Annotated in this window: 28 protein-coding genes; 7 read left to right on the forward strand and 21 right to left on the reverse strand. The window is 72.0% G+C overall.

The features are described 5' to 3' along the window. Window positions 1-9 precede the first annotated feature (9 nt). The 15 genes from EDF24_RS14590 to EDF24_RS14660 all read right to left on the reverse strand — a co-directional run bounded on the left by EDF24_RS14590 (window position 10) and on the right by EDF24_RS14660 (window position 12,995). Window positions 10-1,599, reverse strand: coding sequence for a flagellar hook-length control protein FliK (locus EDF24_RS14590; protein WP_148070904.1), 1,590 nt, complete (start codon window positions 1,597-1,599; stop codon window positions 10-12). Continuing rightward, window positions 1,596-2,309 carry a C40 family peptidase gene (locus EDF24_RS14595; RefSeq protein ID WP_123703788.1) on the reverse strand — a complete coding sequence of 238 codons (714 nt, stop codon included), beginning with the start codon at window positions 2,307-2,309 and terminating at the stop codon, window positions 1,596-1,598. The genes EDF24_RS14590 and EDF24_RS14595 overlap by 4 nt, the downstream gene beginning before the upstream one ends. After that, window positions 2,306-2,737, reverse strand: a complete 432-nt coding sequence (locus tag EDF24_RS14600; protein WP_123703790.1) for a flagellar FliJ family protein — start codon at window positions 2,735-2,737, stop codon at window positions 2,306-2,308. The genes EDF24_RS14595 and EDF24_RS14600 overlap by 4 nt, the downstream gene beginning before the upstream one ends. Continuing rightward, window positions 2,737-4,065: a FliI/YscN family ATPase gene (locus EDF24_RS14605; protein WP_123703792.1), complete on the reverse strand. Its 1,329-nt coding sequence runs from the start codon at window positions 4,063-4,065 to the stop codon at window positions 2,737-2,739. Before EDF24_RS14605 ends, EDF24_RS14600 begins: the two co-directional genes overlap by 1 nt. Further along, window positions 4,062-4,706: a hypothetical protein gene (locus tag EDF24_RS14610; protein ID WP_123703794.1), complete on the reverse strand. Its 645-nt coding sequence runs from the start codon at window positions 4,704-4,706 to the stop codon at window positions 4,062-4,064. Before EDF24_RS14610 ends, EDF24_RS14605 begins: the two co-directional genes overlap by 4 nt. After that, on the reverse strand, window positions 4,699-5,733 hold the full coding sequence (gene fliG / locus EDF24_RS14615) for a flagellar motor switch protein FliG (RefSeq protein WP_123653294.1): 1,035 nt from the start codon (window positions 5,731-5,733) through the stop codon (window positions 4,699-4,701). Before fliG ends, EDF24_RS14610 begins: the two co-directional genes overlap by 8 nt. Next, a complete protein-coding gene (gene fliF / locus EDF24_RS14620; RefSeq protein ID WP_123653293.1) occupies window positions 5,730-7,406 on the reverse strand; it encodes a flagellar basal-body MS-ring/collar protein FliF in 1,677 nt (558 codons plus the stop codon). The genes fliG and fliF overlap by 4 nt, the downstream gene beginning before the upstream one ends. Then, a complete protein-coding gene (fliE, locus tag EDF24_RS14625) occupies window positions 7,406-7,738 on the reverse strand; it encodes a flagellar hook-basal body complex protein FliE (RefSeq protein WP_123703796.1) in 333 nt (110 codons plus the stop codon). The genes fliF and fliE overlap by 1 nt, the downstream gene beginning before the upstream one ends. Further along, a complete protein-coding gene (locus EDF24_RS14630; RefSeq protein ID WP_123653291.1) occupies window positions 7,738-8,133 on the reverse strand; it encodes a flagellar basal body rod protein FlgC in 396 nt (131 codons plus the stop codon). The genes fliE and EDF24_RS14630 overlap by 1 nt, the downstream gene beginning before the upstream one ends. Continuing rightward, window positions 8,130-8,474, reverse strand: coding sequence for a flagellar basal body protein (locus EDF24_RS14635; RefSeq protein WP_123653830.1), 345 nt, complete (start codon window positions 8,472-8,474; stop codon window positions 8,130-8,132). The genes EDF24_RS14630 and EDF24_RS14635 overlap by 4 nt, the downstream gene beginning before the upstream one ends. A 482-nt stretch (window positions 8,475-8,956) precedes the next feature. Beyond that, the gene (locus EDF24_RS14640) at window positions 8,957-9,247 is read right to left on the reverse strand and encodes a hypothetical protein (protein WP_148070905.1); all 291 of its coding nucleotides are present in this window, start codon (window positions 9,245-9,247) and stop codon (window positions 8,957-8,959) included. After that, window positions 9,237-9,674 carry a flagellar export chaperone FliS gene (gene fliS / locus EDF24_RS14645; RefSeq protein ID WP_123703800.1) on the reverse strand — a complete coding sequence of 146 codons (438 nt, stop codon included), beginning with the start codon at window positions 9,672-9,674 and terminating at the stop codon, window positions 9,237-9,239. Before fliS ends, EDF24_RS14640 begins: the two co-directional genes overlap by 11 nt. Window positions 9,675-9,685: 11 nt before the next feature. Beyond that, window positions 9,686-11,092 carry a flagellar filament capping protein FliD gene (fliD, locus tag EDF24_RS14650; protein ID WP_123703802.1) on the reverse strand — a complete coding sequence of 469 codons (1,407 nt, stop codon included), beginning with the start codon at window positions 11,090-11,092 and terminating at the stop codon, window positions 9,686-9,688. Between the two features lie 112 nt (window positions 11,093-11,204). After that, a complete protein-coding gene (locus EDF24_RS14655; RefSeq protein ID WP_221181381.1) occupies window positions 11,205-12,044 on the reverse strand; it encodes a flagellin in 840 nt (279 codons plus the stop codon). A 132-nt stretch (window positions 12,045-12,176) separates the two neighbouring features. Beyond that, a complete protein-coding gene (locus EDF24_RS14660) occupies window positions 12,177-12,995 on the reverse strand; it encodes a sigma-70 family RNA polymerase sigma factor (protein ID WP_123703806.1) in 819 nt (272 codons plus the stop codon). Between the two features lie 411 nt (window positions 12,996-13,406). Here EDF24_RS14660 and EDF24_RS14665 point away from each other — a divergent pair, with 411 nt between their 5' ends. The 5 genes from EDF24_RS14665 (at window position 13,407) to EDF24_RS14685 (ending at window position 17,827) form a co-directional block, all read left to right on the forward strand. Further along, window positions 13,407-13,892 carry a flagellar protein FlgN gene (locus EDF24_RS14665; RefSeq protein ID WP_123704113.1) on the forward strand — a complete coding sequence of 162 codons (486 nt, stop codon included), beginning with the start codon at window positions 13,407-13,409 and terminating at the stop codon, window positions 13,890-13,892. Window positions 13,893-13,896: 4 nt separating this feature from the next. Continuing rightward, the gene (gene flgK / locus EDF24_RS14670; protein WP_123703808.1) at window positions 13,897-15,318 is read left to right on the forward strand and encodes a flagellar hook-associated protein FlgK; all 1,422 of its coding nucleotides are present in this window, start codon (window positions 13,897-13,899) and stop codon (window positions 15,316-15,318) included. Continuing rightward, the gene (locus EDF24_RS14675; RefSeq protein ID WP_123653284.1) at window positions 15,315-16,220 is read left to right on the forward strand and encodes a flagellin; all 906 of its coding nucleotides are present in this window, start codon (window positions 15,315-15,317) and stop codon (window positions 16,218-16,220) included. The genes flgK and EDF24_RS14675 overlap by 4 nt, the downstream gene beginning before the upstream one ends. After that, a complete protein-coding gene (gene fliW / locus EDF24_RS14680) occupies window positions 16,217-16,612 on the forward strand; it encodes a flagellar assembly protein FliW (RefSeq protein ID WP_123703810.1) in 396 nt (131 codons plus the stop codon). Before EDF24_RS14675 ends, fliW begins: the two co-directional genes overlap by 4 nt. Before the next feature lie 285 nt (window positions 16,613-16,897). Then, window positions 16,898-17,827, forward strand: a complete 930-nt coding sequence (locus EDF24_RS14685; protein ID WP_123703812.1) for a hypothetical protein — start codon at window positions 16,898-16,900, stop codon at window positions 17,825-17,827. Window positions 17,828-17,884: 57 nt separating this feature from the next. Here EDF24_RS14685 and EDF24_RS14690 read toward each other — a convergent pair whose 3' ends face one another. Next, a complete protein-coding gene (locus EDF24_RS14690) occupies window positions 17,885-18,499 on the reverse strand; it encodes a hypothetical protein (protein ID WP_148070906.1) in 615 nt (204 codons plus the stop codon). A 38-nt stretch (window positions 18,500-18,537) separates the two neighbouring features. Between EDF24_RS14690 and EDF24_RS14695 the strand changes: the two genes are divergently transcribed. Further along, a complete protein-coding gene (locus EDF24_RS14695; RefSeq protein WP_185021677.1) occupies window positions 18,538-19,446 on the forward strand; it encodes a hypothetical protein in 909 nt (302 codons plus the stop codon). 14 nt (window positions 19,447-19,460) lie between these two features. On the opposite strand, the gene EDF24_RS14700 is transcribed toward EDF24_RS14695, so the two are convergent. Then, window positions 19,461-20,429: a beta-ketoacyl-ACP synthase 3 gene (locus tag EDF24_RS14700; protein WP_123653280.1), complete on the reverse strand. Its 969-nt coding sequence runs from the start codon at window positions 20,427-20,429 to the stop codon at window positions 19,461-19,463. Between the two features lie 138 nt (window positions 20,430-20,567). Further along, complete coding sequence (locus EDF24_RS14705; protein ID WP_123703815.1) at window positions 20,568-20,960, reverse strand: ChaB family protein; 393 nt, start codon at window positions 20,958-20,960, stop codon at window positions 20,568-20,570. Between the two features lie 109 nt (window positions 20,961-21,069). Between EDF24_RS14705 and EDF24_RS14710 the strand changes: the two genes are divergently transcribed. Further along, a complete protein-coding gene (locus tag EDF24_RS14710) occupies window positions 21,070-22,041 on the forward strand; it encodes an aldo/keto reductase (RefSeq protein ID WP_123703817.1) in 972 nt (323 codons plus the stop codon). A 198-nt stretch (window positions 22,042-22,239) separates the two neighbouring features. On the opposite strand, the gene EDF24_RS14715 is transcribed toward EDF24_RS14710, so the two are convergent. The 3 genes from EDF24_RS14715 to zapE form a co-directional block, all read right to left on the reverse strand. Next, entirely contained in the window at window positions 22,240-22,890 is a 651-nt protein-coding gene (locus tag EDF24_RS14715; RefSeq protein WP_123703819.1) for a tyrosine-protein phosphatase, read from the reverse strand. Window positions 22,891-23,200: 310 nt separating this feature from the next. Beyond that, window positions 23,201-24,475: an ammonium transporter gene (locus EDF24_RS14720; protein WP_123653276.1), complete on the reverse strand. Its 1,275-nt coding sequence runs from the start codon at window positions 24,473-24,475 to the stop codon at window positions 23,201-23,203. Window positions 24,476-24,880: 405 nt separating this feature from the next. Continuing rightward, window positions 24,881-25,903 (reverse strand): cell division protein ZapE, encoded by a 1,023-nt coding sequence (zapE, locus tag EDF24_RS14725; RefSeq protein WP_260233460.1) that lies wholly within the window; start codon window positions 25,901-25,903, stop codon window positions 24,881-24,883. Window positions 25,904-25,920: the final 17 nt, after the last annotated feature.

Genomic DNA, 25,920 nt, shown 5'->3' on the forward strand with positions numbered 1-25,920 from the left:
GTGAGCCGGTCAGGCGAGGACGTCGAGTCCCGCGGTGCGGACGGTGGTGGTGGCGGGCCGCGCGGTGTGCGCGGTGCCGGGTCGAGCCTCCCGGCGGTCGTCGACCACGAGACGGTCGCCGGTCGGGCGCCCGTCGCGAGCAGTCGACTGGCCGGCCGACCCGGACTGGCCGGGGTGGTTCTGGGAGGAGAGGTCGAGCGTCGTGGAGACGGCGCTGCCCTCGCGGCGGAGGTCGGGCAGCACCTGCCGCACCGCGTCCCGCCCGGCGTCGGAGGCGGCGAACAGCTCGACGTGCATGCCCTGCGCGGTGACGTGTGCACGGACCGTGACCGGCCCGAGCGTGTCCGGCACCACCTGGACGGTGACGACGTGCTCCCCCGGCCCGGCCTGCGCGAGCGTGAACACCGGTCGGGCGAGCTGCTGCGCGAGCGGTGCGGGCGCGGCCGGCTGGGACGCGGCGGCGGTCGGGACGGTCGCCGGGGCGGCGGTCGTCGGCGTGGTCGGGAGCGCGAACGGCACGTCCGGTGCGCGGGTGGTCCCACCGGCCGGGAGGCTCGGATCGCCCTGCGCGGGCGCACCCACGTCCGTCGGGCGGCCGGCTGCTCGGGCCCCGGTCGCGCTGGTCGCCGTCGTCGCGTCGGTGGTGGCGGCCTGGCGTCCGACCGCTGCGGCGTCGGTCGCCGGGGTGACGGTCGTCGTCGGAACGGGCGCGGCTGGGACGGGCGTGCTGCCCGAGGTCTCCGGGCTCGCCGTCGTCGCGGTCGACGAGGTGGCGGTCGCGGTCGCCGGAGCGGACGTCTGCGTGGCCGCGGGCGCTTGCGCCGATCCGCCGGCGCCGGTCCCGGCCGCGGTCGCGGTGTCGCTGCCGGCCGGGGCTCCGGCGCGCCCGACGGCGGCCGAGGCTGTTCCGGCGTCCGCCGTGGCGGTGGTGGTCGCGGCGACGGTGGTCGCGGCGGTGCTGGCCGGACCACGGCCTCCCGGGCGGAGCGCCGGCGAAGCAGGACGCGCGGTGTCTGCGGGAGCGAGCGCGAGATCGGCGGCGCCGAGGGCGGTCACGGCTGCGTCGGTCGGTGCGGCACCTGCCGAGGCCGCGACCGCGTCGAGGGTGCCGACCGCCGTGGTGCCGGCCGCGGTCCCCGTGCCGGAGGCCGAGTCGGTCGCCGTCGGGGCAACCGTGGACGTGTCCCCCGTGGTCGCCGCGAGCGCGGAACCGGGCTGGGCGGCGACAGCGGCGGCAGCGGCAGCAGCGGGCACCGGTGCGAGGCCGAGGAGCGCGGTCAGCCCGGACGGCGTCGCGGCCGTGCCGTCACCGGCGCTCGGAGCCGACGTCGTGTCCGCCGGAGTCCGCTCGTCGTCCGATGCCGAACCCGCGGCGGCCGCGTGCGCGGTGCCCGCGTGCGGGCCAGCGGTCGCCCGTCGGTCCGTGCCCGTGCCGGTGCCGGCGGCGTGCCGAGCGTCGGGACGTCCGCGCCCCGGCTGCTCGCCGGCGACCGCGGACATCGCGGCGTCGAACCCGGAGCCCGTCGCCGCGGCGTCGGCGCTGCTCGACGCACCGCGGCTCGGTGCGGCGGGCGTGCTGGTGGCGATCGTCATGCTCATGCGGCACTCCCGGACTGCAGCAGGGACATCAGGGCGGCGGTCTGCAGGTCCGTCGCCGATCCGGCGGCGGAGGTCGCGGCGGTGGCGGCGGTGGCCTTCGTCGCGGCGGCTTCCTGGGCCGAGGGCACGATGCGCCGGATGGTGGCGATGTCCGAGTCCTTGTACCAGTTGTCGACGATCCGGACGTCCTTGCCGGGGTGCGGCGCGTGCAGCACCTTGCCGTCGCCGACGTAGATCACGACGTGCCCCTCGCCCTTCGGGATGATCAGGTCGCCGGGCTGCGCGTCGGCGAGCGAACCCACCTCGGTGCCCATCTTCGCCTGGTCCGGGACGACCCGGGGCATGGTCACCCCGAGGTCCTTGAACACCGTCTGCACGAGCCCGGAGCAGTCCATGCCCGACGTCGTGGTGCCGCCGAACACGTACGGGACGCCGAGGTACTTCTTCGCGTCCGCGACGACGTCGTCCCCGGTGGCGCCGCTGCCCGTGGCGACGGTGCCCTGCCCGGCGTCGACGGAGGTGGCCGGCGCGGCGGTGCTCGTCGCGGTGGTCCCGGTGCCGGTCGCGGCGAGGGCGGCGGCGAACGCGGACGACGAGTCGGCGGAGGACGCAGCCGTCGCGGCACTGCTCGTGGTGGCGGTGCCGCTCTGCAGCGTGTCGATCTGGGAGCGGATCTCGGAGATCCGGCTCAGCACGGCGTCGAGGCTCATCGCGCACCGCCTTCCCCGCGGCTGCGTGCCGCGATCTCGTCGAGGGCGTTCTGCTCGGTGCGGAGTTCCTCGGCGGTGGCCTGCACGGTGTACTGCTCCTCGAGCTTCTCGAGTCCGAGGGCGGACCGGCGTGCGGCGTTGTACTCGCCCTGCGCGCGATCGGCGTCGGCGCGGCGGGTGCGGACGACGGCGTCGAGCTCCTCGAGCATCCCGCGGGTCGCTGCCCGTGCGGCGGCGACGGCGCTGAGGGTCGCGGCGTCCTCGACGGGCATCGCCGAGGCGGTGTCGTCGAGGGTGCGGCGGGCGGCGGTGCGTGCGTCGGCGGCGTCGCGCATCCGCTCGTTCGCGGCGGCGAGTGCTGCGGCGGCACGGTCCTGTTCGGCGTGCCGGAGCCGGAGGAGCCCGGCGAGGGGGAAGCGGCGTGCCATCAGACACCTCCGAGCCGGGCGACGAGCGCGCCGAGGCGCTGCCAGGAGTCGGCGGCGGTGGCCCGCTCGTCCATGCCCTGACGGAGGAACGCGTCGATCGCGTCCTGGTGGTCGACGGCCGCGTCGACGAGCGGGTTCGAGCCGCGCTGGTACGCGCCGACGTCGAGGAGGTCCTGCGCGGCCTTCCTGGCGGCCATCACCTTCCGCAGCGCGGTCGCGGCGGCGCGTTCGGCGGGCGAGGTGACCTTCGACGCCACGCGGGAGATCGACCCCAGGGCGTCCACGGACGGGAAGTGCCCGGTGACGGCGAGCTTCCGGTCGAGCACCACGTGCCCGTCGAGGATGCTGCGCGCGGCGTCCGCGATCGGCTCGTTGTGGTCGTCCCCGTCGACGAGCACCGTGTAGAGCCCGGTGATGCTCCCGACCCGGTCCGTCCCGGCGCGCTCGAGCAGCCCGGCGAGCACGGAGAAGGTCGACGGCGGGTAGCCCCGGGTCGCCGGCGGCTCGCCCACGGACAGCCCGATCTCCCGCTGCGCCATCGCGACGCGGGTGAGCGAGTCCATCATGAGCACGACGTCCTGGCCGGCGTCGCGGAAGGACTCCGCGATCCGGGTGGCGACGAACGCGGCACGCAGGCGCATCAGCGCGGGTTCGTCGGAGGTCGACACGACGACGATGGAGCGGGCGAGGCCCTCGGGTCCGAGGTCGTCCTCGAGGAACTCGCGCACCTCGCGGCCGCGCTCCCCGACGAGGGCGATCACGTTCACGGCGGCGTCGCTCCCCCGGGCGATCATCGACAGCAGCGAGGACTTGCCGACGCCGGACCCGGCGAAGAGGCCCATGCGCTGCCCGCGGCCGACGGTGGTCAGGGTGTCGAGCACGCGGACGCCGAGCTGCATCGGCGTGTCGATCCGGGTGCGCGCCATCGCGTTCGGCGTGGCGTGGTCGAGGTCCACCCACGCGTCGGCGTCGAGCGGCCCGCGGTCGTCGATCGGCCGCCCGAGCCCGTCGAGCACGCGACCGAACAGTCCGCGACCGGTCGGCACGAGCACCGGGCGTCCGGTGGGCCGAGCCGGCGTGCCCGCGGTGATCCCGGTCAGGCGGCCGAGCGGCATGCATCGGACCCCGGAGGCGTCGGTGGCGACGACCTCGACGGTGGTCTGCGGCCCGTCCTCGCGCCCGACGACGACGATCTCGCCGATCCGGGCGTCGAGCCCGGCGATCGTCAGCCCGAGACCGACGGCGCTCGTCACGACACCGACACGCTGCGGTGCGGCGAGGGCGACGGCGGCGTCGAGTCCGCGGGGACGGAGCAGCGTGGCGGTCATGCGGTCACCCCGAGCGCGGTCTTCGCGCGGGCCAGCGCGGCGTCGATCCGGGCGTCCAGGACACCGTCCGGCAGGTCGACGACGGCGTCGCCGTCGCGGAGCGACGCGTCGGCGCGCACCGGCACGGGCAGGTCGAGCCCGCTGACGGCGGCGGCGTCGGCCGGGCTGAGCCGGACGGCGATCGCGACGGTGTGGTCGACGGCGGCGAGGGCGCGGCGGACCGTCGCCTCGGCGCCGGGGACGACCCGCGCCTCCGGACCGGTCGTCGTCGTGGGCGCGTCGAGCACCGGACGGGAGGCACGGATCGCGTACCCGACGGCGGCCTCGGCCAGTTCCACGGCGGCTTCCACGACCGAGCGCTCGGCCGACTCCAGCACCGGCACGGTGCGCGCGACGAGTGCGTCGGTCATGGCGCCGAGGACGGCGAGGCGTCGTGCGGACTCGGCCTCGAGCTGCGCGGTGCGGTGCGCGTGCAGGGCGTCCAGCTCGGCGCGGAGCGCAGCGGTCTCGGCGTGCGCGGCGCGGAGTCCCGCGGCGTACCCGGCGGCGTGCCCGCGCACCTCGGCGCTGGCGACGCGGTCCTGGAGTCCGGCGTCGGTGACGACGGGGAACGCCAGGCGCTCGAACGTGGTGTCACTCAACGAGCTCGTCCTCCTCGGCGCGGTGGACGGTGATGACGCCCTGCGCCTCGAGCTCCCGGACGGAGCGGACGACCTCGGCGCGTGCCTCCTCGACCTGCGAGACCCGGACCGGGCCCATCGCCTGCAGCTCGTCGTCGAGGAGCTCGCGGTTGCGCTCGGAGACGTTCGCGCGGATGGTCTCGACGACCGGCCCGGCAGCGCCCTTCATCGCGGTCGCGAGGACCTTCGAGTCGATGCCGCGGAGCACCTGCTGGATGTCGCGCGACTCGAGCTTGACGATGTCCTCGAAGGTGAGCATCCGCGATCGGATGTCCTCGGCGAGTTCCGGGTCACGTGCCTCGAGCCCGTCGAGGACGGCCTTCTCGGTGGCGACGTCGGAGCGGTTGATGATGTCGACGAGGGGCGCGATGCCACCGACGACCTCGACGCTCTCGCGCGGGGAGACCACGGCGCCGGCGCGCTGGCGCAGGACGCCGGCGACGATCCCGACGGACTCGGGGGTGGCGGTGCCCATCGTGGCGAAGGCCTGCGCGACGTCGGTGCGGGCGCGCTCGTCGACCCCGGCGAGCACGGCGCTGGCCTGTGCGGGCTTGAGGTGGGCGAGGACGAGGGCGATGGTCTGCGGGAGCTCGCCCTCGAGGAGGGTGATGACCTGGCCGGGCTCGGCGTCGTCGAGGAAGTCGAAGGACTGCCCGGCGAGGTTCGACGCGAGGCGGTCCATCACGCCGGCGGCACGCTCGGCGCCGAACGACGCCTCGAGCAGCCCGAGTGCGGTCTCCTTGCCGCCGCGGCGCTGGGTGCGTCCGGTGAGCGTCATCCGGTGGAACTCGGTGAGCGTCTTGTCGACGACGGCGTCCTCGACGCGGCGCATCCGGACGATCTCGGCGGAGATCTCCTCGGCCTCCAGCTCGGAGAACTGCTTCATCACCTCGGCCGCGCGGTCGGTCTCCATCTGCATGAGGATGAGCGCGACCTTCTGGGCGCCGGTCAGCGCACGGTCGGCGGGGCCGGCGGCGGGGGCGTTCACACCGACGTCCGGTCGTCGAGGAGCCCGCGGAGGAGCTCGGCCGTGCGCTTCGGGTCGCGCTCGGCGAGGTTCGAGATGTCCTGGCGGCGACGCTCGGCGGTGATCTCGTCGGTGGTGAGCACCTCGGTGGGGGCGTCGTCGTGGGGCAGCGTCGGCAGGGCGACGGTCGGGGCGTCCCCGGCACCACCGGCGAGCAGACCGGCGCGGGCATCGGCGGCGTCGACCGCGAGCGGCAGCTCGAAGGCGCTGCCGAAGGCGTCGAGCTCGCCGACGTCGACGCTCTCGCGCTCCTGGCGACGGCCGCGGCGGACCAGGAAGACGATGAGCGCGATGAGCGCCAGCGCGATCCCGACGACGATGCCGGCCGTGCGGATCGAGGACCAGAGCGCCTCCTGCTGGTCGGCGGCCTGCTGCGCCTTGAGCGCCTTCGCGGCGTCGTCGGCGGCGCTGGAGTCGAAGTCCATCATCGCGACCTTGACCTGGTCGCCGCGCGCGGTGTCGACACCGGCGGCGGCGGCCACGAGGTCGTTGATGCTCTGCAGGTTCGCGTTCGCGACCGAGTCGGCCTTCGAGTTCAGCGCGACGGAGATCGTCTGACGGTCGAGGGAGCCGGCCGGGATCTGCGTGGTCTCGGTGGTGTGGTCGACGGCGTTGTTCTTCGTCGCGGACTCGTTGACGTACCCGTCGTCGCCGGTGCCGGAGGTGGCGGTGCCGTTCGGCACGGCGATGTTGTCCGGGCCGAGCACACCCGTCGCGCCGCTGGCCGCGCCCGATCCGGAGCCGTACTGCTCGGTCGTGGAGGACTCGTTGAGCGCCACCGGACCGGATGTCGGGGTCGCGTAGGACTCCGCCGTGCGGGTCGCCGTGTTCTGGTTCATCGTCGCCGACACCACGACGCTGGCGTTCCCCGTGCCGAGCGTGGTGTCGAGCAGGTCCTGGATCTTCTTCGACGTGGAGGCGTCGTAGTCAGCGGCCTGGTCGGAGCCCGTCCCGGTCGCGCCGGTGCCCACGGCGGAGAGGGTCTGCCCCTTCGCGTCGACGACGGACACGTCGGTGGTCTGCATGCCCTCGACCGCGGCGCTGGTCAGGTGCACGATCGCCTGGACCTGGTCGGTGGTGAGCTGCGTGCCGTTCTTCGTGGCGATGAACACCGACGCCGTCGGGTCCTTCTCCTCGGAGACGAACACGGACTTCTCCGGGATCGCGAGCTGCACGGTCGCGGTCTGCACGCCGTCCATCGCGGAGATCGTCTTGGCGAGCTCGCCCTCGATCGCCCGCTTGTACGTGACGTCCTGCTGGAACTCGGAGCTCGTCACGCCCATCTTGTCGAGCAGCGAGTACCCGCCCTCGTTCGACGACGGCAGCCCGTTCGACGCGGCCTTCAGTCGCTCGGTGTACACGGACGACTGCGGGACGAGGATCGTCGCGCCGCCGTCGGTGAGCTGGAACGGCACCCCGTCGGTGGTGAGCTGGTCGGTGACCGAGCTCGCGTCCGCGGCGGCCAGGCCGGTGAACAGCGGCGCGTAGGACGGCTTGCCGAGCCAGGACACGAGCGCGAAACCGCCGAGCACGAGCGCCGCGACCACGAGGATCGCGATGGTGCGCTGTGCGGCGGAGAAGCCCTTGACGTAGGCGCCGAGGCGGCCGAAGACGTTCTGCAGTGCGGCGGGCATCAGGCCTGCATCCTCATGATCTCGTTGAACGCGTCGACGCCCTTGTTGCGGACGGCGGCGACGAGCTCGAGGGTCACCTGCGCGCGGGTGGACGCGATGGTGGCGTCGTGGATGTCGTCGAGGTTGCCGGTGACGGCCTTGAGCGCGAGCGTCTTGGAGTCGCTCTGCAGCTGCTGGAGCCCGTCGACCGCGTTGCCGAGGGAGGCGGCGAACCCGCTGCCGTCGGTGCCGGTCGTCCCGGTCGTCGCGGTGTCGCTGCTCGTCCCGGTGACGGACGACATCGCGTTCGTCATCGCGTTGGTGGTCACACCGTTCACGCCGTCGATGGGCATCAGTTCTTCCCGATCTGCAGTGCCGCCTCGTAGGCGGTCTTGGCACGGTCGACCACGGCGGCGTTCGCCTGGTAGCCGCGCTGGGCCATGATGAGGTCCGCCATCTGCGTGCCGAGGTCGATGTCCGGCATCCGGACGTACCCTTCCTCGTTCGCGAGCGGGTTGTCCGGGTCGTAGGTCACGCGGCCGGCGGCGCTGCCGAACGCGGCGCCCTTGACGTAGGCGCCGGAGACGCCGTTGCCCTCCTGCACCTCGACGTAGCGGGCCTGGAAGGCGGAGTCGTCCATCGACTTGACCGTGTTGACGTTGGCGATGTTGTCGGAGATGGCGTCGAGCCACTTCCGGTGCACGGTGAGGCCGGTGCTCGCGATCCCGATCGCGTCGAACGTGGTCACGAGGTGGTCCGCATCGCCGCACGGACGCTGGTCAGCTCGGAGTTCATCGCCTGGGTGGCGAACTGGTACCGGAGCACGGTGTCGACGTTGGAGAGCGTCTCCTCGTCGAGGTCGACGTTGTTGCCGTTCGTGTTCGTCGGCTCGAGGCTGCGGGCGACGGTCGGCGTTGTGCTGCCGCTCCCGTCGACGATCGACTTCGCGAGGGCGTCCTCGAACTGCACCTTCTCGGCGTGGTAGTTCGGCGTGTTGATGTTCGCGATGTTGTTCGCGATCACGCGCTGGCGCATCGAGAGGCCGTCGAGCGCGCTCTGCAGCGCCGCCGACGTCACGGAATCGAACACGGAGGGTCCCCTCGTCATGGCGGCATCGTCCCTGTGCGATGTCACCGTGCGGTGGTGGCCGATCCGTGGCCGGGTGGTCGAGCGATCCGTGCTCGGATGTGGCTATCGGAGCGCTGCTCCGGTGCCGTTAGCGCTTGCCCCGAACGGGGGTACGCGCGCGCTCCCACTCCCCACGCGCGTTCCCACTCCCCACGCGCGCTCCCACTCCCCACGCGCGTTCCCGCTCCCCGCCCCGCGCGAGGGTGGTCGTTTCGCGCGTAGGAGGTGCGAACTTCCGACCACCTACGCGCGAATCGACTTCCTAGGCGCACGGGGTCGCTCCCGGCCTGCGTTCCCACTCGCCACGCGCGTTCCCACTCCCCGCCCCGCGCGAGGGTGGTCGTTTCGCGCGTAGGAGGTGGGAACTTCCGACCACCTACGCGCGATTCGACTTCCTACGCGCGATTCGACCACCTACGCGCGGTTCGACGGGCGGGCGCGCGCTACGCGGAAGCGTCGAGGTAGACCGCGCGCTGCGGCTCACGGGTCGCGTCGACCTGGCGCAGTGCGCCGAGGTGGTCGAGCGTCGCGCGCCGGTCCTGCTCCAGGACCGCGATGCGGTCCCGCTGTGCGGCGAGCAGCCGGGAGGCCCGCCCCACCAGTTCCCGCGGGATCCGACCCAGCCCGGCCGGCTCGTGCCAGGGGGTCGGGTCGTCGCCGACCGCCGCCTGTTCCAGGGACGTGAGCACGGCCTCCCAAGCGGTGGTCAGCTCGTGGTCCTGCTCAGGCGACACCGAGGGCCCCACCCGTCGTGTGCTGCACCGGCGCCGGCGTGGCCGGCATCGCGGCGGCCGCGTCGTGCCAGGCCTGGCGCAGCGGGTCGAGGATGCGGATGCAGTCGCGGGTGGCCTGCACGTCACGGTGCACGTTCGCGGTGATGAGCGAGGTCGACGCGTAGTTGTAGATCGCCAGGAGGCCCTCGCCACCGTCCCACGCGTCGATGCGCAGGGTGGCGGAGAGCTCACCGACGATGGCCTGTGCGTGCAGGAGCTGCTCGCGGGCGCCGTCCCAGTTGCTCGCGACCTGCGCGGCCTCGGCACGGTGGAGGTCGAGGAGCAGCCGGTCGTAGAGCAGCGTGACGAGCTGGGCGGGCGTCGCGGAGAGGACGGCCTCGTTCGTGTACTGCGCGCGGCGGCGCTGGGCCAGGTTGTCGTAGGTCATGGGGTTCCCGATCAGCTCGAGGTGCTCGCGAGCTGGCTGGTGAGCCAGCTCGACTGCGACTGGAGCTTGCTGAGGCTGGTCTCGAGCGCCGCGTACTGCGTCTGCAGTGCCGACTTGCGGGATGCGAGGCGGTCGGTCCAGCGGTCGATCTGGTCGTTGAGGTCCTTGACCACCGACTGCTGTCCGGTGATCGCGGTGGTGATGGACCCCGTGTACTTGTCCGAGATGGCGGTCGCCGCGGACCCGACCGTCGTCGCGAGCCCGGAGAGGATGTCCTGGGTGCCCTGGGGGTCGGTGGCGAGGGCCTTCTGGAACGCGTCGGCGTCGAAGGTGAAGTCGCCGTCCTTCGTGATCGAGATGCCGATCGAGGACGGGGACTTGCCGTTCACCGGCGCGGACATCGTGCTCGTGAGGCGCTGCACGGCGTCGCGCGTGGTGGCGTCGCCGAGGAGCACGCCCGCCGTGGTCGTCGTGGTGCCGGTCGTCGCGCTCGTGGTGCTCGTCAGGCTGGTGTTCGAGTTGTAGTACGACGTGATCGCGTTCATCGCGTCGACCAGCCCGGACGCGACGGCCTGGGCCTGGGTCGTGTCCTGGGCGACCGTCACCGTCACCGGGTCCGTCGTCGGCTTCGTGACCGTGACGGTGAGGCCGGGGACCAGGTCCGTGAACGTGTTCGACGCGCTCGTCACCGTCTGTGCCGCGGCGGTGCCGGCCCACAGCGTCACCGAGGCGTCCGACGCCTGCGTGACGACGGCGGCACCGATCTCGGTGAGGACGTTCGTCGCGGTCCCGGCGGCGACGTCGTCGGCCGTGCCCCGGGAGATCGTGAACGCGCCGGCGGCACCCGTCGTGGTGGACGTGAGCTGCAGGCGGTAGAGCTTCGTGCCGTCCGTGTCCGTGCCGGCCGCGACCTTCGTGGCGGTGACCCCGGCGCCGGACTTCGTGATCGCGGAGGCGACGTCGTCGAGCGAGCCCGACTTCGGCGTGACCGTCGTCGTGGTGCCGTCGGCCTTCGTGATGGTGATCGGCTGGGCGTCGGCGGACCAGGTGGACATCGCCGCGGTGACCCCGACCTGCGCGGCGGCCGTGGACGCGACGGTGAAGCTCAGCGACCCGGCGCTGGCGTTCGCCCCCGTGGCCACGGTGACGGCGGCGTTCGAGCTCGTGGCGCTGAACACGTCGAGCGAGGAGGCCTTCGCGGCCGCCGTGGCCTTCGTCGCGAGGGTCTGGACCAACGAGTTGATCGTCTGCAGCGACGAGATGAACGAGTTGGTCGTCGTGACCTTGTTCTTCAGGAGCGTCTGCGGCACCGTCTCGATCGACATGAGCGAGTTGATCAGACTCGTGGTGTCGAGGCCGGAGACGAGTCCGTCGATGGCGAAGTTGCCGCTGGTCGACGACACGGACGACGTGGTCATCGTGGCTCCTTGGGGTCACGGTCAGGGCGACGCCGGTGGGCGTGCCGCACGAGCGGTGCGGTGTGCCGCTCCCCGGGACGCCTGAACTGTCCCGGAGAGCGGCACGACGCGACTAGCGGAGCAGCGAGAGGACGTTCTGCGTGCTCTGGTTCGCCTGCGCGAGCATCGACGTGCCGGCCTGGCTGAGGATGTTGTCGCGCGTGTACTTGACCATCTCCTCCGCCATGTCGACGTCGGTGATGCGCGAGGACGCAGCGGTGAGGTTCTCCTTGGCCACGTTCGTCACGTTGATGGCGTGGTCGAAGCGGTTCTGGATGGCACCGATGTTCGAACGAGCCGACGACACGTACTTGATCTGCTTGTCGATCTCGGTGATCGCGGCCTGCGCGTTGTCGGCGCTGTCGAAGGTGAGGGCACCCACGGCGTCGGCCACGTCGCTGACGTTCGCCTTCGAGAGGTCGACGTCGATCTGGCTCGCAGCGTCACCGTTGGCGCCGACCTGGAACTTCAGGACACCGTCCGTGCCGGCGGAGCCGTCGAGCAGGTTGATGCCGTTGAAGTTGGTCGACTGCGAGATGCGGGTGAGCTCCTTGGAGAGCTCCCCGACCTCGGTGGTGATCGCCGTGCGCGAGTCCTCGTTGTTCGAGTCGTTGCCGGCCTGCACCGCCAGGTCGCGCATGCGCTGGAGGATCGAGTGGGTCTCGGTGAGGCCACCTTCAGCGGTCTGCACGACGGAGATGCCGTCCTGCGCGTTGCGGGCGGCGACCGTGAGGCCACCGACCTGGGACTTCAGCCCCTCGGAGATCGACAGACCGGCCGCATCGTCGGCAGCACGGTTGATGCGGAGACCCGACGAGAGCTTCTCGAGGGACTTCGACAGGTCGTTCTGCGTCGAGTTGAGGTTCCGGTACGTGTTGAGTGCCGAGAGGTTGGTGTTGATGGACATACCCATGGTGGTTTCCTCCGTGAAATCTGGGTCTTCGCCGGCCCGTCCGTGGGCTGGCAACGGTGCCTGTCGGCCGGGCGGCCGGAGGCGTTAGGAGAACCGTCCCGGATTTTCTCCGTCCGGGTCGGTCCCCACGTCTCAGCTCGCGACCACCTGGTGGCCGGATGCCACGTCCTGCACGGCGCGGGCGACGCCGACCGCGGCGTTCGCCGCGACCTTGGCGAGGTAGGCGCTCCGGCGCGCGGCGGTGGTGCGCGAGGCGGGTTCGGGGACGGCTCCCCCGTCGCCGTAGTGCGTGGCGAGTCCGTCGCGGAGCAGACGCATCGCCTCGGAGCGCTGCTGCGACACGGCGGAGTGCGTGATCCCGAGCTCGGCGGCGACCTCGGTGACCGAGCGGTCGCCGAAGTACACGGCCTCGACGATGAAGCGCATCCGCTCGGGCAGCGCCTCGACGGCGGCGCGGAGGTAGCGACGGCGTTCGGTCTCGACGAGGTCGTCGCCCGGCATCGGGATCTCCGCGGCGACGGTGTCGTGCACGGTCTCGTCGATCGGGGTCACGGTGCGGCCGGCGTCGCTCATCGCGTCGGCGGCCGTCTGGCGGTCGACGCCCATCGCGTCCGCGATCTCTTGCACGGAGACACTGCGGCCGAGCCGGGAGGACAGCGCTTCCTGCGTGGCGAGCGCCTCGCGGATGCGCTTCCGGGTGCCGCGGCTCGCCCAGTCCGCCGACCGCATGTCGTCGGCGATCGCACCGGTGATCCGGGTCCGGGCGTAGGCGCCGAACGGGACACCGAGGGTGGGGTCGAACGCGTCGGCGGCGGTGACGAGTGCGAGCGAACCGACGGCGGCGAGGTCGTCGCGGTCGAGGTGGGTGGCACGGGCACGGACGTCGGACACGATGTACCCCACGAGCGGGAGGTGCTCGGTGATCATCGCGTTGCGTTCGGTGCGGTCCATGCGCTTCCCCTGGTCGTCTCGCTGTGACTGACCCCGTCCCTGGGGCCCACCCTGTGCGTGGGCACGACGATCACCGGCCGCGTGGAGGCCGGGTGGTACGCCGAAGAACCGCCCGGGTCCCTCCGAGCGGTGCACCTGCGCCCCTGTGACGCGCTCCGGGTTGTCCCCCGGGGTGCGGTTCTGAATGTATCGGCTGGCAATCCCCTGAGCAGCCCCGCAGGCGTCCCCAGTGCGGGGGGACGACGGGGCATTCCCGGTCGGCATTTGGGAGGACACCGGCCGGAGAACGCTCGTTCCTGACCCCCGTTGAGGAGGGGTCACGGCCTGCGGGCGGACCGCCGCGCTTACGGCGCTCCCGACCCGGCCGATAGTCCTCGGTGTCCACAGGATGACCGACACCGGGAGGAGATGATGAGCGTGAACGACCTGTCCGCCGTGCTCTGGCGCGAACGAGAACTGCTCGAACTGCTCACGTTCAAGCTCGAGGAGGAGCAGCTGCTGCTCGCCGCGGGCCGCTCCCGCTGGGTGTCGCACGCCAGCCGCGAGGTCGAGCAGGTGCTCGAACGGCTCCGCACCACCGGCCTCGAGCGCAGCGCACAGAGCGCCGCCGTCGCCGAGGAGTGGGGCGTGGACCCCGCAGCTCCCCTTCGCGACGTCGTCGCAGCGGCGCCGAACGGCCCATGGGGTGAGATCCTCGCCGCCCACCTGCAGGCAATGCTCGAACTCACCACGCAGATCGGCGCCCTCCGGGACGAGAACGACCGCTTCCTCCGCACCGCGGCACAGGCGACCGAGGAGACCCTCGCCGGGACCGTCGGCGACGCGGCGACCTACGACGCGACCGGGTCCTCCGGCCGTGCCGGCAGCGAAGCGCGCCTCTTCGACGGGAGCCTGTAGCACCGTGGTCAGCACCTTCGGCTCCCTCGCGACCGCGTACTCCGGCCTCACCGCCGCCCGCGCCGGCATCGACGTCACCGGCCAGAACATGGCGAACGCCGGCACCACCGGCTACACGCGGCAGCGCGTCACCCAGACCTCCGTCCCCACCGTCCAGACCGGGTTCATGCGGGGCACCGCGGCGCTCGCGGGACAGGGCGTCTCCGTCGACGGCATCGCCCGGCTCGGGTCCCTGACCCTCGACGCCGGCGTCCGCGCCGCGGCCGGGTCCTCCGCCTACGCCACGGCCAGGGCGACCGCGCTCGACCAGCTCGAGACCGGCCTCAACGAGCCCGGATCGGACGGCGTCTCCGCGAAGCTCGACGGCTTCTGGTCCGCCTGGAGCGACCTCGCAACGCACACCGACGACCCGGGTGCGGCGACCGCGCTCATCGGTGCCGCGAACACCGTCGCCGCGGCGCTCGCGAGCGGCTCGAAGGCCGTCGACGCCCAGTGGACGAGCGTCCGGAACACCGTCGCCGGGCAGGTCTCGCAGCTCAACGACGCCGCGAAGCAGGTCGCCGACCTCAACGGGACGATCCGCGCCACGCTCGCCGGCGGCGGGAACGCCAACGAGCTCATCGACCAGCGTGACCAGCTCACCGAGCAGATCGCCTCGCTCGCCGGCGGCACCACCCGGACGAACGCCGACGGCACCGTCGACGTGCTCATCGGCGGCAACCCGCTCGTGCAGGGCACCGACGCCCGCGCCGTCGCCCTCGGCGGCGGCACCCGGCTCGGGGACGGCTCGGCCGTGACGCTCACCTGGGCGTCCGGCTCCGGCTCCGCGGTCGCCCTCGACGGCGGCTCGATCGCCGGCAACGTCTCGCTGCTCGCCCCGGCGAACACGAACGGCACCGGCGGCGCGCTCGCCCAGGCGTCCGCCGCCTACGACGCCGTCGCGACCACGATCGCCGCGCAGGTGAACGCCGCGCACCACGCCGGCACGACCCCCGCCGGCACCACCGGCGTCGACTTCTTCGCCCTTACCGCCGGCGTCCCCGCAGCGCAGGGCCTCACCGTCGTCCCCACCGACGCGAGCGGCATCGCGACACGGAACGCGGCGGGCGACCACGACGGTTCGGTCGCGGACGCCATCGGGCAGCTCGGCGCGGCCCTGGACGCACCCGACCGCGCGTGGGCGACCTTCGTGGCGGGGGTGGGCACCGCCTCCCGGTCGGCGACGTCGGAATCGACGCTCACCGGACTCGCGCTCACCAACGCCCGCACGCAGCAGCAGTCGAGCGCCGGCGTCGACCTCGACGAGGAGAACGTCAACCTGCTGAGCTACCAGCACGCCTACCAGGGCGCGGCGCGCGTCCTGACGGCCGTCGACGAGATGCTCGACACCCTCATCAACCGCGTCGGCCTCGTCGGGAGGGGATGACGATGATCACCCGGGTCACCACCCAGATGTCCATGGCGGCCGCGACCGCGCGGCTGCAGGCCGGTGCGGCGAAGCTCGCGCAGCTCACCGACCAGGCCACCACGCTGAAGAACATCGGCAAGCCCTCCGACGACCCCGTCGGCACCGCGTCGGCGATGCAGGTCCGCAAGGAGCAGGCCGCGAACGCGCAGTACACCCGCAACGCGGACGACGCCGTCGGGTGGCTCGCGAACACCGACAGCGCGCTCGGCGACGTCTACTCGGTGCTGTCCAAGGTCCGCGACCTCACCGTGCAGGCGGCGAACACCGGCACCATGAGCGACACCGACCGAGACGCCTACGTCACGCAGTTCCAGGCGCTGGCCGCCGACCTCGCGACGAGTGCGAACGCCACGTACGGCACCCGCTCGGTCTTCGCCGGGTCCTCCACCGCAGCAGTCGCCTACGACGCGGGCACCCCGTCGGCTCCCGGCTCCGGGTGGGCGTCGGCGACGGCGCCGGTCGACCGGCGCATCGGGGACGGCACAACGCTGCGGGTCGACACGCCCGGCACCGACGTGTTCGGATCGGGGTCCTCGTCGGTGTTCTCGATGATCGACTCCATCGTCTCCGACCTGCAGAACGGCGTGAACGTGAACCCCCGACTCAACGACGTCGACGCGCACATCGCCACCGTGCGCGGCGTCCAGGCCGACGTCGGTGTCCGGCACGCCGCGGCACTCACGGCGCAGTCGTCGCTGGCGTCCGGTGCGGTCTCGCTGGAGTCCCGGCGGTCCTCGATCGAGGACAAGGACCTCGCGAAGGCCGTCCTCGACCTGCAGGTGCAGCAGACCAACTACCAGGCAGCCCTCGCCGTCACCGCGAAGGTGCTCCAGCCGACCCTGATGGACTACCTCTCATGAGCAACATCCCCCTGACCTTCACCGTCGCGCCCTTCGGCCTCGAGCCGCTGGTGTCGTTCACGCTCGTCCCGGTCGCCGGGGCGAACGGGCTCTTCACGCTGGTCGGCGCCGGGGTCACGGCGTCCGGTGCCACCGACCCGCGGCTGTTCCTGCTCGACGCGGCGTCGCACCTGCCCTCGTACGCGCCGTCGCTCTCCGACGCGCAGGCCGCGTCCATCGGGCTCGCCGATCCTGCTGACGCGATGCTGCTCGTCGTGGCGAACCCCGGTGCCGCGGGCACCACGGTGAACCTGCTCGCCCCCGTCGTGGTGAACGCCCGCACGGGCGTCGGCGCGCAGTTCATCCTGGAGGACCAGGACCTGCCGCTGCGCGCGGAGCTCGCGCGGCGCTAGCGGCGCTGCGCTGCGCGCTGCGCGCTGCGCGCTGCGCGCTGCGCTGCCCGGTTCCGCTTCGCGCCACACTTTCGACACGGCAGAAGTCGATCGCGTTCTGCGGTGTCGAAGCTTGCGAACGCACAGGTTGCGCGCGCATGGTTCGACACGGCACGAGTCGTTCGACTTCTGCGATGTCGAAACCTGCACGCGCATCAGCCCTCCACAGGCCGCGCTTCCGAGTGGTCCGTCCACAGATCTCCACCGAAGACCGACCCGGGCCGCAGCATCCCGGAAGCTCTGGTCATGCGATCGCCAGCCTTCGACGTCGAGCTCATCAGGACGAGCACCCTCTTCGGTGCAGAGCGCCGTGCGGCTGAGCGCGCGGCACAGCGTGGCCAGCTCCTCCGTGTGCGATCCGGGGTGCTCGTCCGGCCGCGTGCGCTCGATGGGCTCCGGCCGGCGGATCGCCACCTCCTGCTCGTTCGTGCATCGCTGCCGCGAGTGACACAGGGCTCCGTCGTCGGCTGGTTGTCCGCGAGCAGCGTCCACGGGCTCCCGAGCTTCGGCGCATGGCCCGCGAAGGTGCACCTGCTCGATCCCACGACGGCGATGACCACGGTCACTGCGTGGTTCGTCCGACACGGTGTGGCACGCCACCCGTTCGGGACACCGACCGAGGTCTGCGGGATCCCCGTCACGGACCTCGTGCGCACGGTCGTCGACATCGCCGCGACACGACCGCTGCTCAACGCCCTGCCGGCAGTCGATCACGTACTCCGGGACCGGGTGATCGATCGTTCGGTCCTGATCGCGGCGGTCGACACGGTGGGGCCGAAGGCGCATGCACGAGCACGGACGGCCGTCGAGATGGGGTCGGCACTGTCGGGGTCGCCCGCGGAGTCGATCTGCCGGGTGCGGTTCCGACAGGTCGGAGCCCCCGAGCCGATCCAGCAGCACGAGTTCGCCCGCCCCGGGGACAGGCGAGCGGTCGTCGACTTCTGGTTCCCGGACCAGGGTGTCGTCGTCGAGGTGGACGGGCGCGCGAAGTACGAAGACACGGCGATGCTCGCTGGCGCTTCGACCGCCGACGCCCACTGGCGTGAGAAGCAACGCGAGGACTTCGTCCGCTCGTTCGACGGTGTCCGGGGTTTCGTGCGACTGACGTGGGCCGACCTGATGGACCCGGAGGTGGTCCGTGCGAAGCTCGCCCGCGCCGGCATCCCGTGCCGCTGAACCCCGGAGCGACGCGGGAGGTCAGAGCCGCGCTGGTGCCCCGTTCCCGGGTTGCGCTCAGGGCAGCGACGGCGCCGCGGGGTGGTACTTGCGTTGCCGCTCGACGGTGTGCGGGACGGTACCGGCGGCGATGACCTCACCGGCCGCGACACGCACGCCGTGGACCCGCCCCGCGCCCTTGAGCACGGCCGCGCGCCGGTCCGGATCCGGCTCGGTGAAGGTCCCACCACCCTCCAGGACGACGTCCCGAGCGGCGACGGTGCCGAGCACCTGCGCGCCCGGCCCGAGGTGCGCCGGTCCCTCGATGGCGGCACCACCACGCAGACGAGCACCGGCACCGACCACGACGTCCGCCGACACGGCGCTGACTGTCACTCCGCCCGGCCCGAGCTCCGCGTCCGCGCCCACCGACACCGATGCGCCGTCCGCCACGATGGTCACCGGTCCGGGTCCGACCCGCACGCCCGCCGCCACTTCGATCGTGCCGGTGTCGCGCGTCTCGAGCACCGCTCCCGGGTACAGCACCACACCGGTGCCGAGCGAGACGCCGAGCCCGATCAGCACCGACCCCGGGTCGAGCACGAGGACATCGGGCGCAAGCGCTGCGACCTCGGTGACCGTTCGGAAGCCCGCTGCGCGGCGGACAGCGTCGAGTGCGTGTTCTGGAGCCACCCAGCGAGCCTCCCACATGCCCGGCGTAGCGTGGCGGCATGGCCCCGAAGCAGAACAACCGGTCGGACCAGCGGGACCAGGCGATCGTTCCGCTGCCGCTCGCCCCCGTCGACCAGACGGCCCCGGACACCGCACTCCCGACGACGGCGAAGGGCTGGGCCAAGTGGCTCGACCGCGTCCTCGACGTGCAGCGACCGGTCGTCGTCGCGCATGTCAACGGCATCCGGCGGCGGAACCCGAACGCCTCCCCGGCAGAGGTGATCCAGATCCTCGAACGCCACTACCTGACGGCGGTGACGACGGGCGGCGCAGCAGTGGGTGCGAGTGCGGTGGTCCCCGGCATCGGCATCGCGGCGAGCTTCGGACTGAGCGGGGCGGAGACGGTCGGCTTCCTCGAGACGACGGCGCTCTTCGCGCAGTCCGTGACCGAGGTGCACGGCATCGCCCTGGACGACCCGGAGCGCTCTCGCACGCTGGTCATGGCGATGATCCTCGGCACGCCAGGTACCCAGCTCATCAAGCAGCTCGCGGGCCAGGCAGCCGGTGGGCAGGTGCGAACCGCCTTCTGGGGCGAGATGGTCACGTCTTCGCTCCCGCAGCAGGCGGTGACGGGGATCGGCAAGCAGGTCCGGGACTCGTTCGTCAAGCGGTTCGCCGCGCGACAGGGGACGTCGATGCTCGGGCGCGCGCTGCCGTTCGGGATCGGTGCCGCGGTCGGTGGACTCGGGAACCACGCGTTGGGGCGGAAGGTGATCCAGGCATCACGGACGGGCTTCGGCCTGCCGCCGGCGCACTTCCCCTTCTTGCTGGATCCGAAGGCCCCGAAGGCCCCGCGGCAGCGTCAACTGCCGTGGCGCCGCCGCGGCAAGGACGACCCAGAGGCGAACACGACGAGCACGACGAGCACGCACGACCGGACGAGCAAGCGCCCCGACACCGCACTCTGAGCGGTGCGGGAGCGCTAGAACGCCCGGACCGGCGTCGTCACGACCTGCCCGGCGTGGGCGAACCCACCGCCGAACCCGAACAGCAACGCAGGGACCCCCTCGGGCAGGTCGCCCCGCGCCCAGGCCTTGGACAGGCCGAGCGGAACGCTGGCCGCCGAGGTGTTGCCCGACTCCACGACGTCCCGGATCACGAACTTGGACTCCCCGCCGAGCGCCGCGACGAGGGGCTCGATGATCCGCAGGTTCGCCTGGTGGAACGCGAACACCTGGATGTCGTCCATGGTCAGCCCGGCGGCCTCGACGACTCGACGGGCGTGTCCCTCGGCTTCCGTGATCGCCCAGCGGTAGATCGAACGGCCCTCCTGCGAGAACCGCTCGGGGTCTCCGTCGACCACCACGGCGCGCTCGAGGTGCGGCACGCTTCCCCACGAGACCGGCCCGATCTCGGGGGCCGCCGACACGCCGAGCACGGCTGCGCCCGCACCGTCCCCGACCAGGACGCACGTGGAGCGGTCGGTCCAGTCGACGATCCCGGAGAGCAGCTCCGACCCGATGACGAGCGCGGTGTCGGCCGAACCGGTGCGGATCGCCTGGTCGGCGAGGGCCATCGCGTACTCGAAGCCGCTGCACGCGGTGTTGATGTCGATCGGCGCGGGGCCGTTCGTCATCCCGAGCGCTGCCGCGACCCGGCCTGCCGTGTAGGGCGCCCGGTCGCGGTGCGTGGTCGAGGCCACGATCACCAGGTCGACGTCCGACGGCGACTTGCCCGCGTCGGCGAGGGCTGCGGCGCCCGCCGCGGTTGCCATCGACGTCACGGTGTCGTCGGGCCCCGCGATGTGTCGCGAGGAGATGCCGGTGCGGGTAACGATCCACTCGTCGTTCGTGTCGACCATCGTCGAGAGCTCGTCGTTGGTCAGGATGCGGGAGGGCTGGTGGTGCCCGAACCCGAGGATCCGGCTGCCGCGGAGTGCTGGGATGTCCATCCGCCGCACGTTACTCCGCCCGCTGACCCGCCCATGCTCGAACCGGAATACAGCAGCGCACACACGTCGCGGCCGCACGACCGCCCGCGCCCGTCACGGCCACACGACCGCCCGCGCCCGTCACAGCCGCACGACAGCTCATCGACGCGACTTCGCGCTCTCCCGGTTGTTCGCCTTCTTGATCGCGTCGACGAGCTCGTCCTTCTTCATCGACGACCGCCCGCTGATGTCGAGCTTCTTCGCGACGTCCATCAGGTGCGCCTTCGAGGCGTTCGCGTCGACGCCCTCCTCCGTCGTGCCCGATCCACGCGATCCCGCGGCCCCGGAGTCCGACGGCCCGGAGGACTCCTTCTCCTCCCAGTGGTCGCCGACCTTCTCGTACTCGTGCTTGACGGCTGCGTACGCCGTGCGGTGCGCACGTTCGCCGTCGCCGTACTCCTCCTCAGCGGAGTCGAGGGCGGCGACGAAGATCTCCTGCGCGTGCTTCGGCGACCGCTGCAGGGTGCTCGGGATCTCGTCCTTGGCTGGCATGAGGTGCTCCTTCCTCAGACGACCGGCGTGGGCAGGACACCCTCCGGTTCCCCATCACCGGTACTCGCAGGGCCTGGCAGGACTCCGAGCCGCGCGGTAGACACGACCCATGGACTACACACATCTCGGACGGACAGGGCTGTCGGTCTCGCGAGCAGTGCTCGGCACGATGAACTTCGGGCCGGAGACCAGCGAAGACGACTCCCACGCGATCATGGACCGGGCCCACGAGCTCGGCGTGAACTTCTTCGACACCGCGAACGGCTACGGCGGCTCGGTGGGCAAGGGTGCCACCGAGGAGATCATCGGCCGCTGGTTCGCGAGGGGCGGCGGCCGTCGCGAGAAGACGGTCCTCGCCACGAAGGTCTACGGCGAGATGATCGACTGGCCGAACGGCGGGAAGCTCTCCGCGTACAACATCCGTCAGTCGCTGGACGCCAGCCTCCGACGCCTGCAGACCGACCACATCGACCTCTACCAGATGCACCACGTCGACCGGGACACCCCCTGGGACGAGATCTGGCAGGCCATGGAACTCGCTGTGCAGCAGGGCAAGGTGCTCTACGTCGGTTCGTCGAACTTCGCCGGCTGGCACATCGCGCAGGCCCAGGAAGCCGCGAAGCACCGCAACTTCCTCGGCCTCGTCAGCGAGCAGTCGATCTACAACCTCGTCGTCCGCGACGTCGAGCGCGAGGTCCTGCCCGCAGCCCGCCACTACGGTCTGGGTGTCATCCCGTGGTCGCCGCTGCAGGGCGGCCTCCTCGGCGGCATCATCGAGAAGACCGAGCAGGGTTCGCGCCGTCTGTCCGGCCGCAGCGCCGAGTACGTCGAGGGTCACCGCGACCAGCTGACCGGGTACGAGGCCTTCGCGAAGGAGCTCGGCCACACCCCGGGCGAGCTCGCTCTCGCGTGGCTGCTGCACCAGCCGGGCGTCACCGCACCCATCACCGGACCCCGCACGATGGAGCAGTGGGAGTCCGCGGTCCGCGCCGTCGACATCCGGCTCGACGACGCCGCGCTCGCGCGCCTCGACGAGCTGTTCCCGGGCCACAAGACCTCACCTGAGGACTACGCCTGGTGAGCTAGGGACAACGGCCTGGAGGCCCGGTGCGCGTCGGACGCGCACCGGGCCTCCAGTCGTGTGGTCGCGTCACAGCACGTGGTACGGACCGGCAGGACACGTCGCGCGGACCGGCAGGACACGTCGCGCGGACCGGCAGGACACGTCGCGCGGGCGCGCGGGGCACGTCGCGCGGGCCGGTGGCGTAGGTCCCGCTGTTCAGAGCGCGCCGATCTCCGCGTCCGTCAGACCGATCCAACGCAGGTAGCCCTCGACGCTCCCCCAGCGCGCTTCCACGTGCGCGATCACCGTCGTCATGATCTCCGGCACGCACCGTTGCGCGACCGCGGTCGCATCGAGGTCCGTGCTCACGGCACGCTCGCGGGCGAACCGCTCCGCCAGCCCGTCCGCACTCGCCGCGTAGTCGTCCCCGATGAGGGCCGTCGACGCGCCCCAGTGCCGGGCGAGCAGCGCGCTGATCACCCCGGTGCGGTCCTTGCCGGCGGAGCAGCAGACGAGCACGTCCCCCTCGATCTCGGCGATCGCCCGGAGCGCGGCGGCGATCCCGCTCCGGTGCCGGGTGAGCCAGTCGACGTACTGCTCCTCGAGCTGCACCGCTGCCGCGCCGGCCTCGGTCTTCGACGGGTCGAACAGGGGCACTCCGCGGTACCCGTCCGCGCTGCCGAGCGGGTGTGGGACCCGTTCGATCTCGTCGTCCCGGCGGAGGTCGACCACCCCGTCCAGCGCCGGGTAGGCCGAAGGGGGAACGGACTCCTCCGTGTTCGCGCGGTACACGGTGCGGGGTCGGCCGTCCTGCAGTCCGGGTCCCCCGACCGGGCGCAGGTTGGTCAGCATCGACGTCGTCGTCATGCTCCCACCCTGCCACGGCCGGGAGCGACGGCGCTCCCGGACCGCTTCGATGCGGCCGACCCGCGACGACGAGAACGTTGTCGTACGACAGCGACCCCGTCGTTCGTTGCACGCGCGGACATCCGCGGACGGGCGCAAGCGACAGCGTGGGTGTCATACGACAGCGACCCTGTCGTTCCCCGTCGACCCAGCCGCACCCCACCCACACACACAGGCACACACCCGCACCCCGCGCACGCACACACACACCCCACACACGACGAAGGCCCCCGCGCGCACGCGGGGGCCTTCGTCGATCAGGGGGCAGCAGCTACCGGACGCCGACCGGCGTCTCGTCGCGGTCCTCGTAGAGGACGTAGCCCTCTTCGCCGTGGACCGCGGTGTCGATGCCGGCGACCTCGTCCTCGGTCGTGACGCGGAAGCCCATCGTCTTCTCGATGATCCAGCCGATGATGAAGGCCAGCACGAAGGAGTACGCACCGACCGCACCGGCGGCGGCGGCCTGCTTGCCGAGCTGCGCGAACGAGCCCGAGTAGATCAGGCCGGTGTCGTTGGCGAAGAAGCCGAGGTACAGCGTGCCGACGATGCCGCCGACCAGGTGGACGCCGACGACGTCGAGCGAGTCGTCGAAGCCGAGGCGGTACTTCCAGTCGATCGCGAAGCAGCAGATGATGCCCGCCATGAAGCCGAGCAGGATGCCCCAGCCCGGGGTGAGGTTGGCACATGCGGGGGTGATCGCGACGAGGCCGGTGACGGCGCCCGATGCGGCACCGATGGAGGTGGCCTTGCCGTCCTTGAGCTTCTCGACGAGGAGCCAGCCGAGGATGGCGGCGGCCGGGGCGGCGAGGGTGTTCACCCAGGCGATCGCGGCGATGCCGTCAGCAGCACCCTCGGACCCGGCGTTGAAGCCGAACCAGCCGAACCAGAGGATCGCGGCACCGAGGAGGACGAAGGGCGGGTTGTGCGGCTTGTGGGCGCCCTTGGCGAACCCGACGCGCTTGCCGAGGACGATCGCCAGTGCGAGGCCCGCTGCACCGGCGTTGATGTGCACCGCGGTGCCGCCGGCGAAGTCGATCACGCCCCAGGTGGCTGCCCAACCGGAGGTGAGGTTGAAGACCCACGAGGCGACGGGGAAGTAGACGACCGTGACCCAGACGCCGGCGAAGACCATCCAGGCGCCGAACTTGGCGCGGTCGGCGATGGCGCCGGAGATGAGGGCGACCGTGATGATCGCGAAGGTCGCCTGGAAGCCGACGAACGCCATCGACGGGTACGCGGCGTTGATCGTGGAGGCCTTGGCCTCCTCGAACGCCTGGCCGAGGCCGATCTGGTTCCAGTCGATGCTGAAGAAGCCGACGGCGCCGGAGACGGCCGTCCCGTCGCCGTGGTTGGCGAAGGCGATCGCGTAGCCGTAGACGACCCAGAGGACGCTCACCAGCGCGATCGCCCCGAAGGACATCATCATCATGCTGATGACGGACTTGGCCTTCACCAGTCCGCCGTAGAAGAACGCCAGGCCGGGTGTCATGAACAACACCAGGGCTGCCATCACCAACACGAAGGTCGTGTTGCCTTGATCAAGCATGTCTCACCTCTCGATTGCAGTGCGGTCACCACGTCGGCGGTGCTTGCTGTGCATCGGGGCACCGACGTGTCCGCCTCGGGTAGGACAGAGTCTGGCGAGGTGACGTTTCGTGAGGGAGCACGATGTGTTTCGCGGGTGTAACGCGACGGGCCGCTTTGTAAACGTCGTGTTTCCGGAGCCTCGCGGCCCCCTGGACGGGGGCCAGGAGTTCCCGCAGTCCGTCCGGACGGTGCCCGACACGCGTCGCACAACGGTCACGAGGTGGCCCGACGCCCGGGCACCCCGCAAGATCGGCCCCGGACGGGAGGCACGACACCGGCCCGGCAGGACCGACGCGATCCGCGATCGACCCCGGACGGGAGGCGCGACACCGGCCCGGCAGGACCGGCCCGGACCGCGGTCGACTCAGTCCGGGACGCGGGTGAGGGCGACCACGCGACTCGCAGCGCGCAGGTACTTCTTCCGGTACCCGCCGTCGAGCATCGTGGCCGGGTAGACCTCGTCGAGCGGCGTGCCGGACGCGATGATCCGCACCTGCGCGTCGTACAGCCGGTCCACGAGCGCGACCCAGCGCAGCGCGTCGGTCTGGTCCGTGAACGGAGCGACGTCGGTGAGCCCGACCGCCTCGAGCCCGTCGACCAGCGCGACGTACTTCGACGGGTGCACGGACGCGAGGTGCGCGACGACGGACCGGAAGTCGTCGAGCGTGACCGCGCCGGACCCCGGCAACGACGCCGAGACGTCCGACACCACCGCGGCTGACTCGTCGACGGCACGGCGGCGGTAGTCGAGCCCGTCGATCCGCATGGTCTCGAACCGGTCGGACATCGCCTGGATCTCGCGGAGGAAGTCCTGCGCCGCGAAGCGCCCTTCGCCGAGGGCCCCCGGCGGGGTGTTCGACGTGGCGGCGAACCGGGTGCCGGTGTCGCTGAGCTCCTTGATGAGCCGCGTCATCATCATCGTGTCGCCCGGGTCGTCGAGCTCGAACTCGTCGATGCAGACCAGGGCGGTCCCGCGGAGCAGGTCGACGGTCCCCTGGAAGCCGAGCGCCCCGACGAGCGCGGTGTACTCGATGAACGTGCCGAAGGTCTTGCGCCCGGGCTCCGCGTGGTACGCCGCGGCCAGCAGGTGGGTCTTGCCGACGCCGAACCCGCCGTCCAGGTAGACGCCGGACTTCCCGGCGGAGGCGGACGACCCCGCCGCGGCACCGGCCGAACGCTTCCGTCCGAACAGCCCGCGCTTCACGGGCTCCGGCCGCGTCGCCACGAACGCCGACACCGCGTCGCGCACCGCGGCCTGGGACGGGTAGTCCGCGTCCGGCCGGTACGAGTCGAAGGACGCCTCGGTGAACTGGGGCGGCGGCACCAGCGACGCGGCCATCTGCTGGGGGGAAACCTGCGGGTCGCGGTCGACGAGGTGCTGGGGCAAGGGGCCGCCTTCCGGGA

Source organism: Curtobacterium sp. PhB130 (genome assembly GCF_003755165.1).
Classification (GTDB): domain Bacteria; phylum Actinomycetota; class Actinomycetes; order Actinomycetales; family Microbacteriaceae; genus Curtobacterium.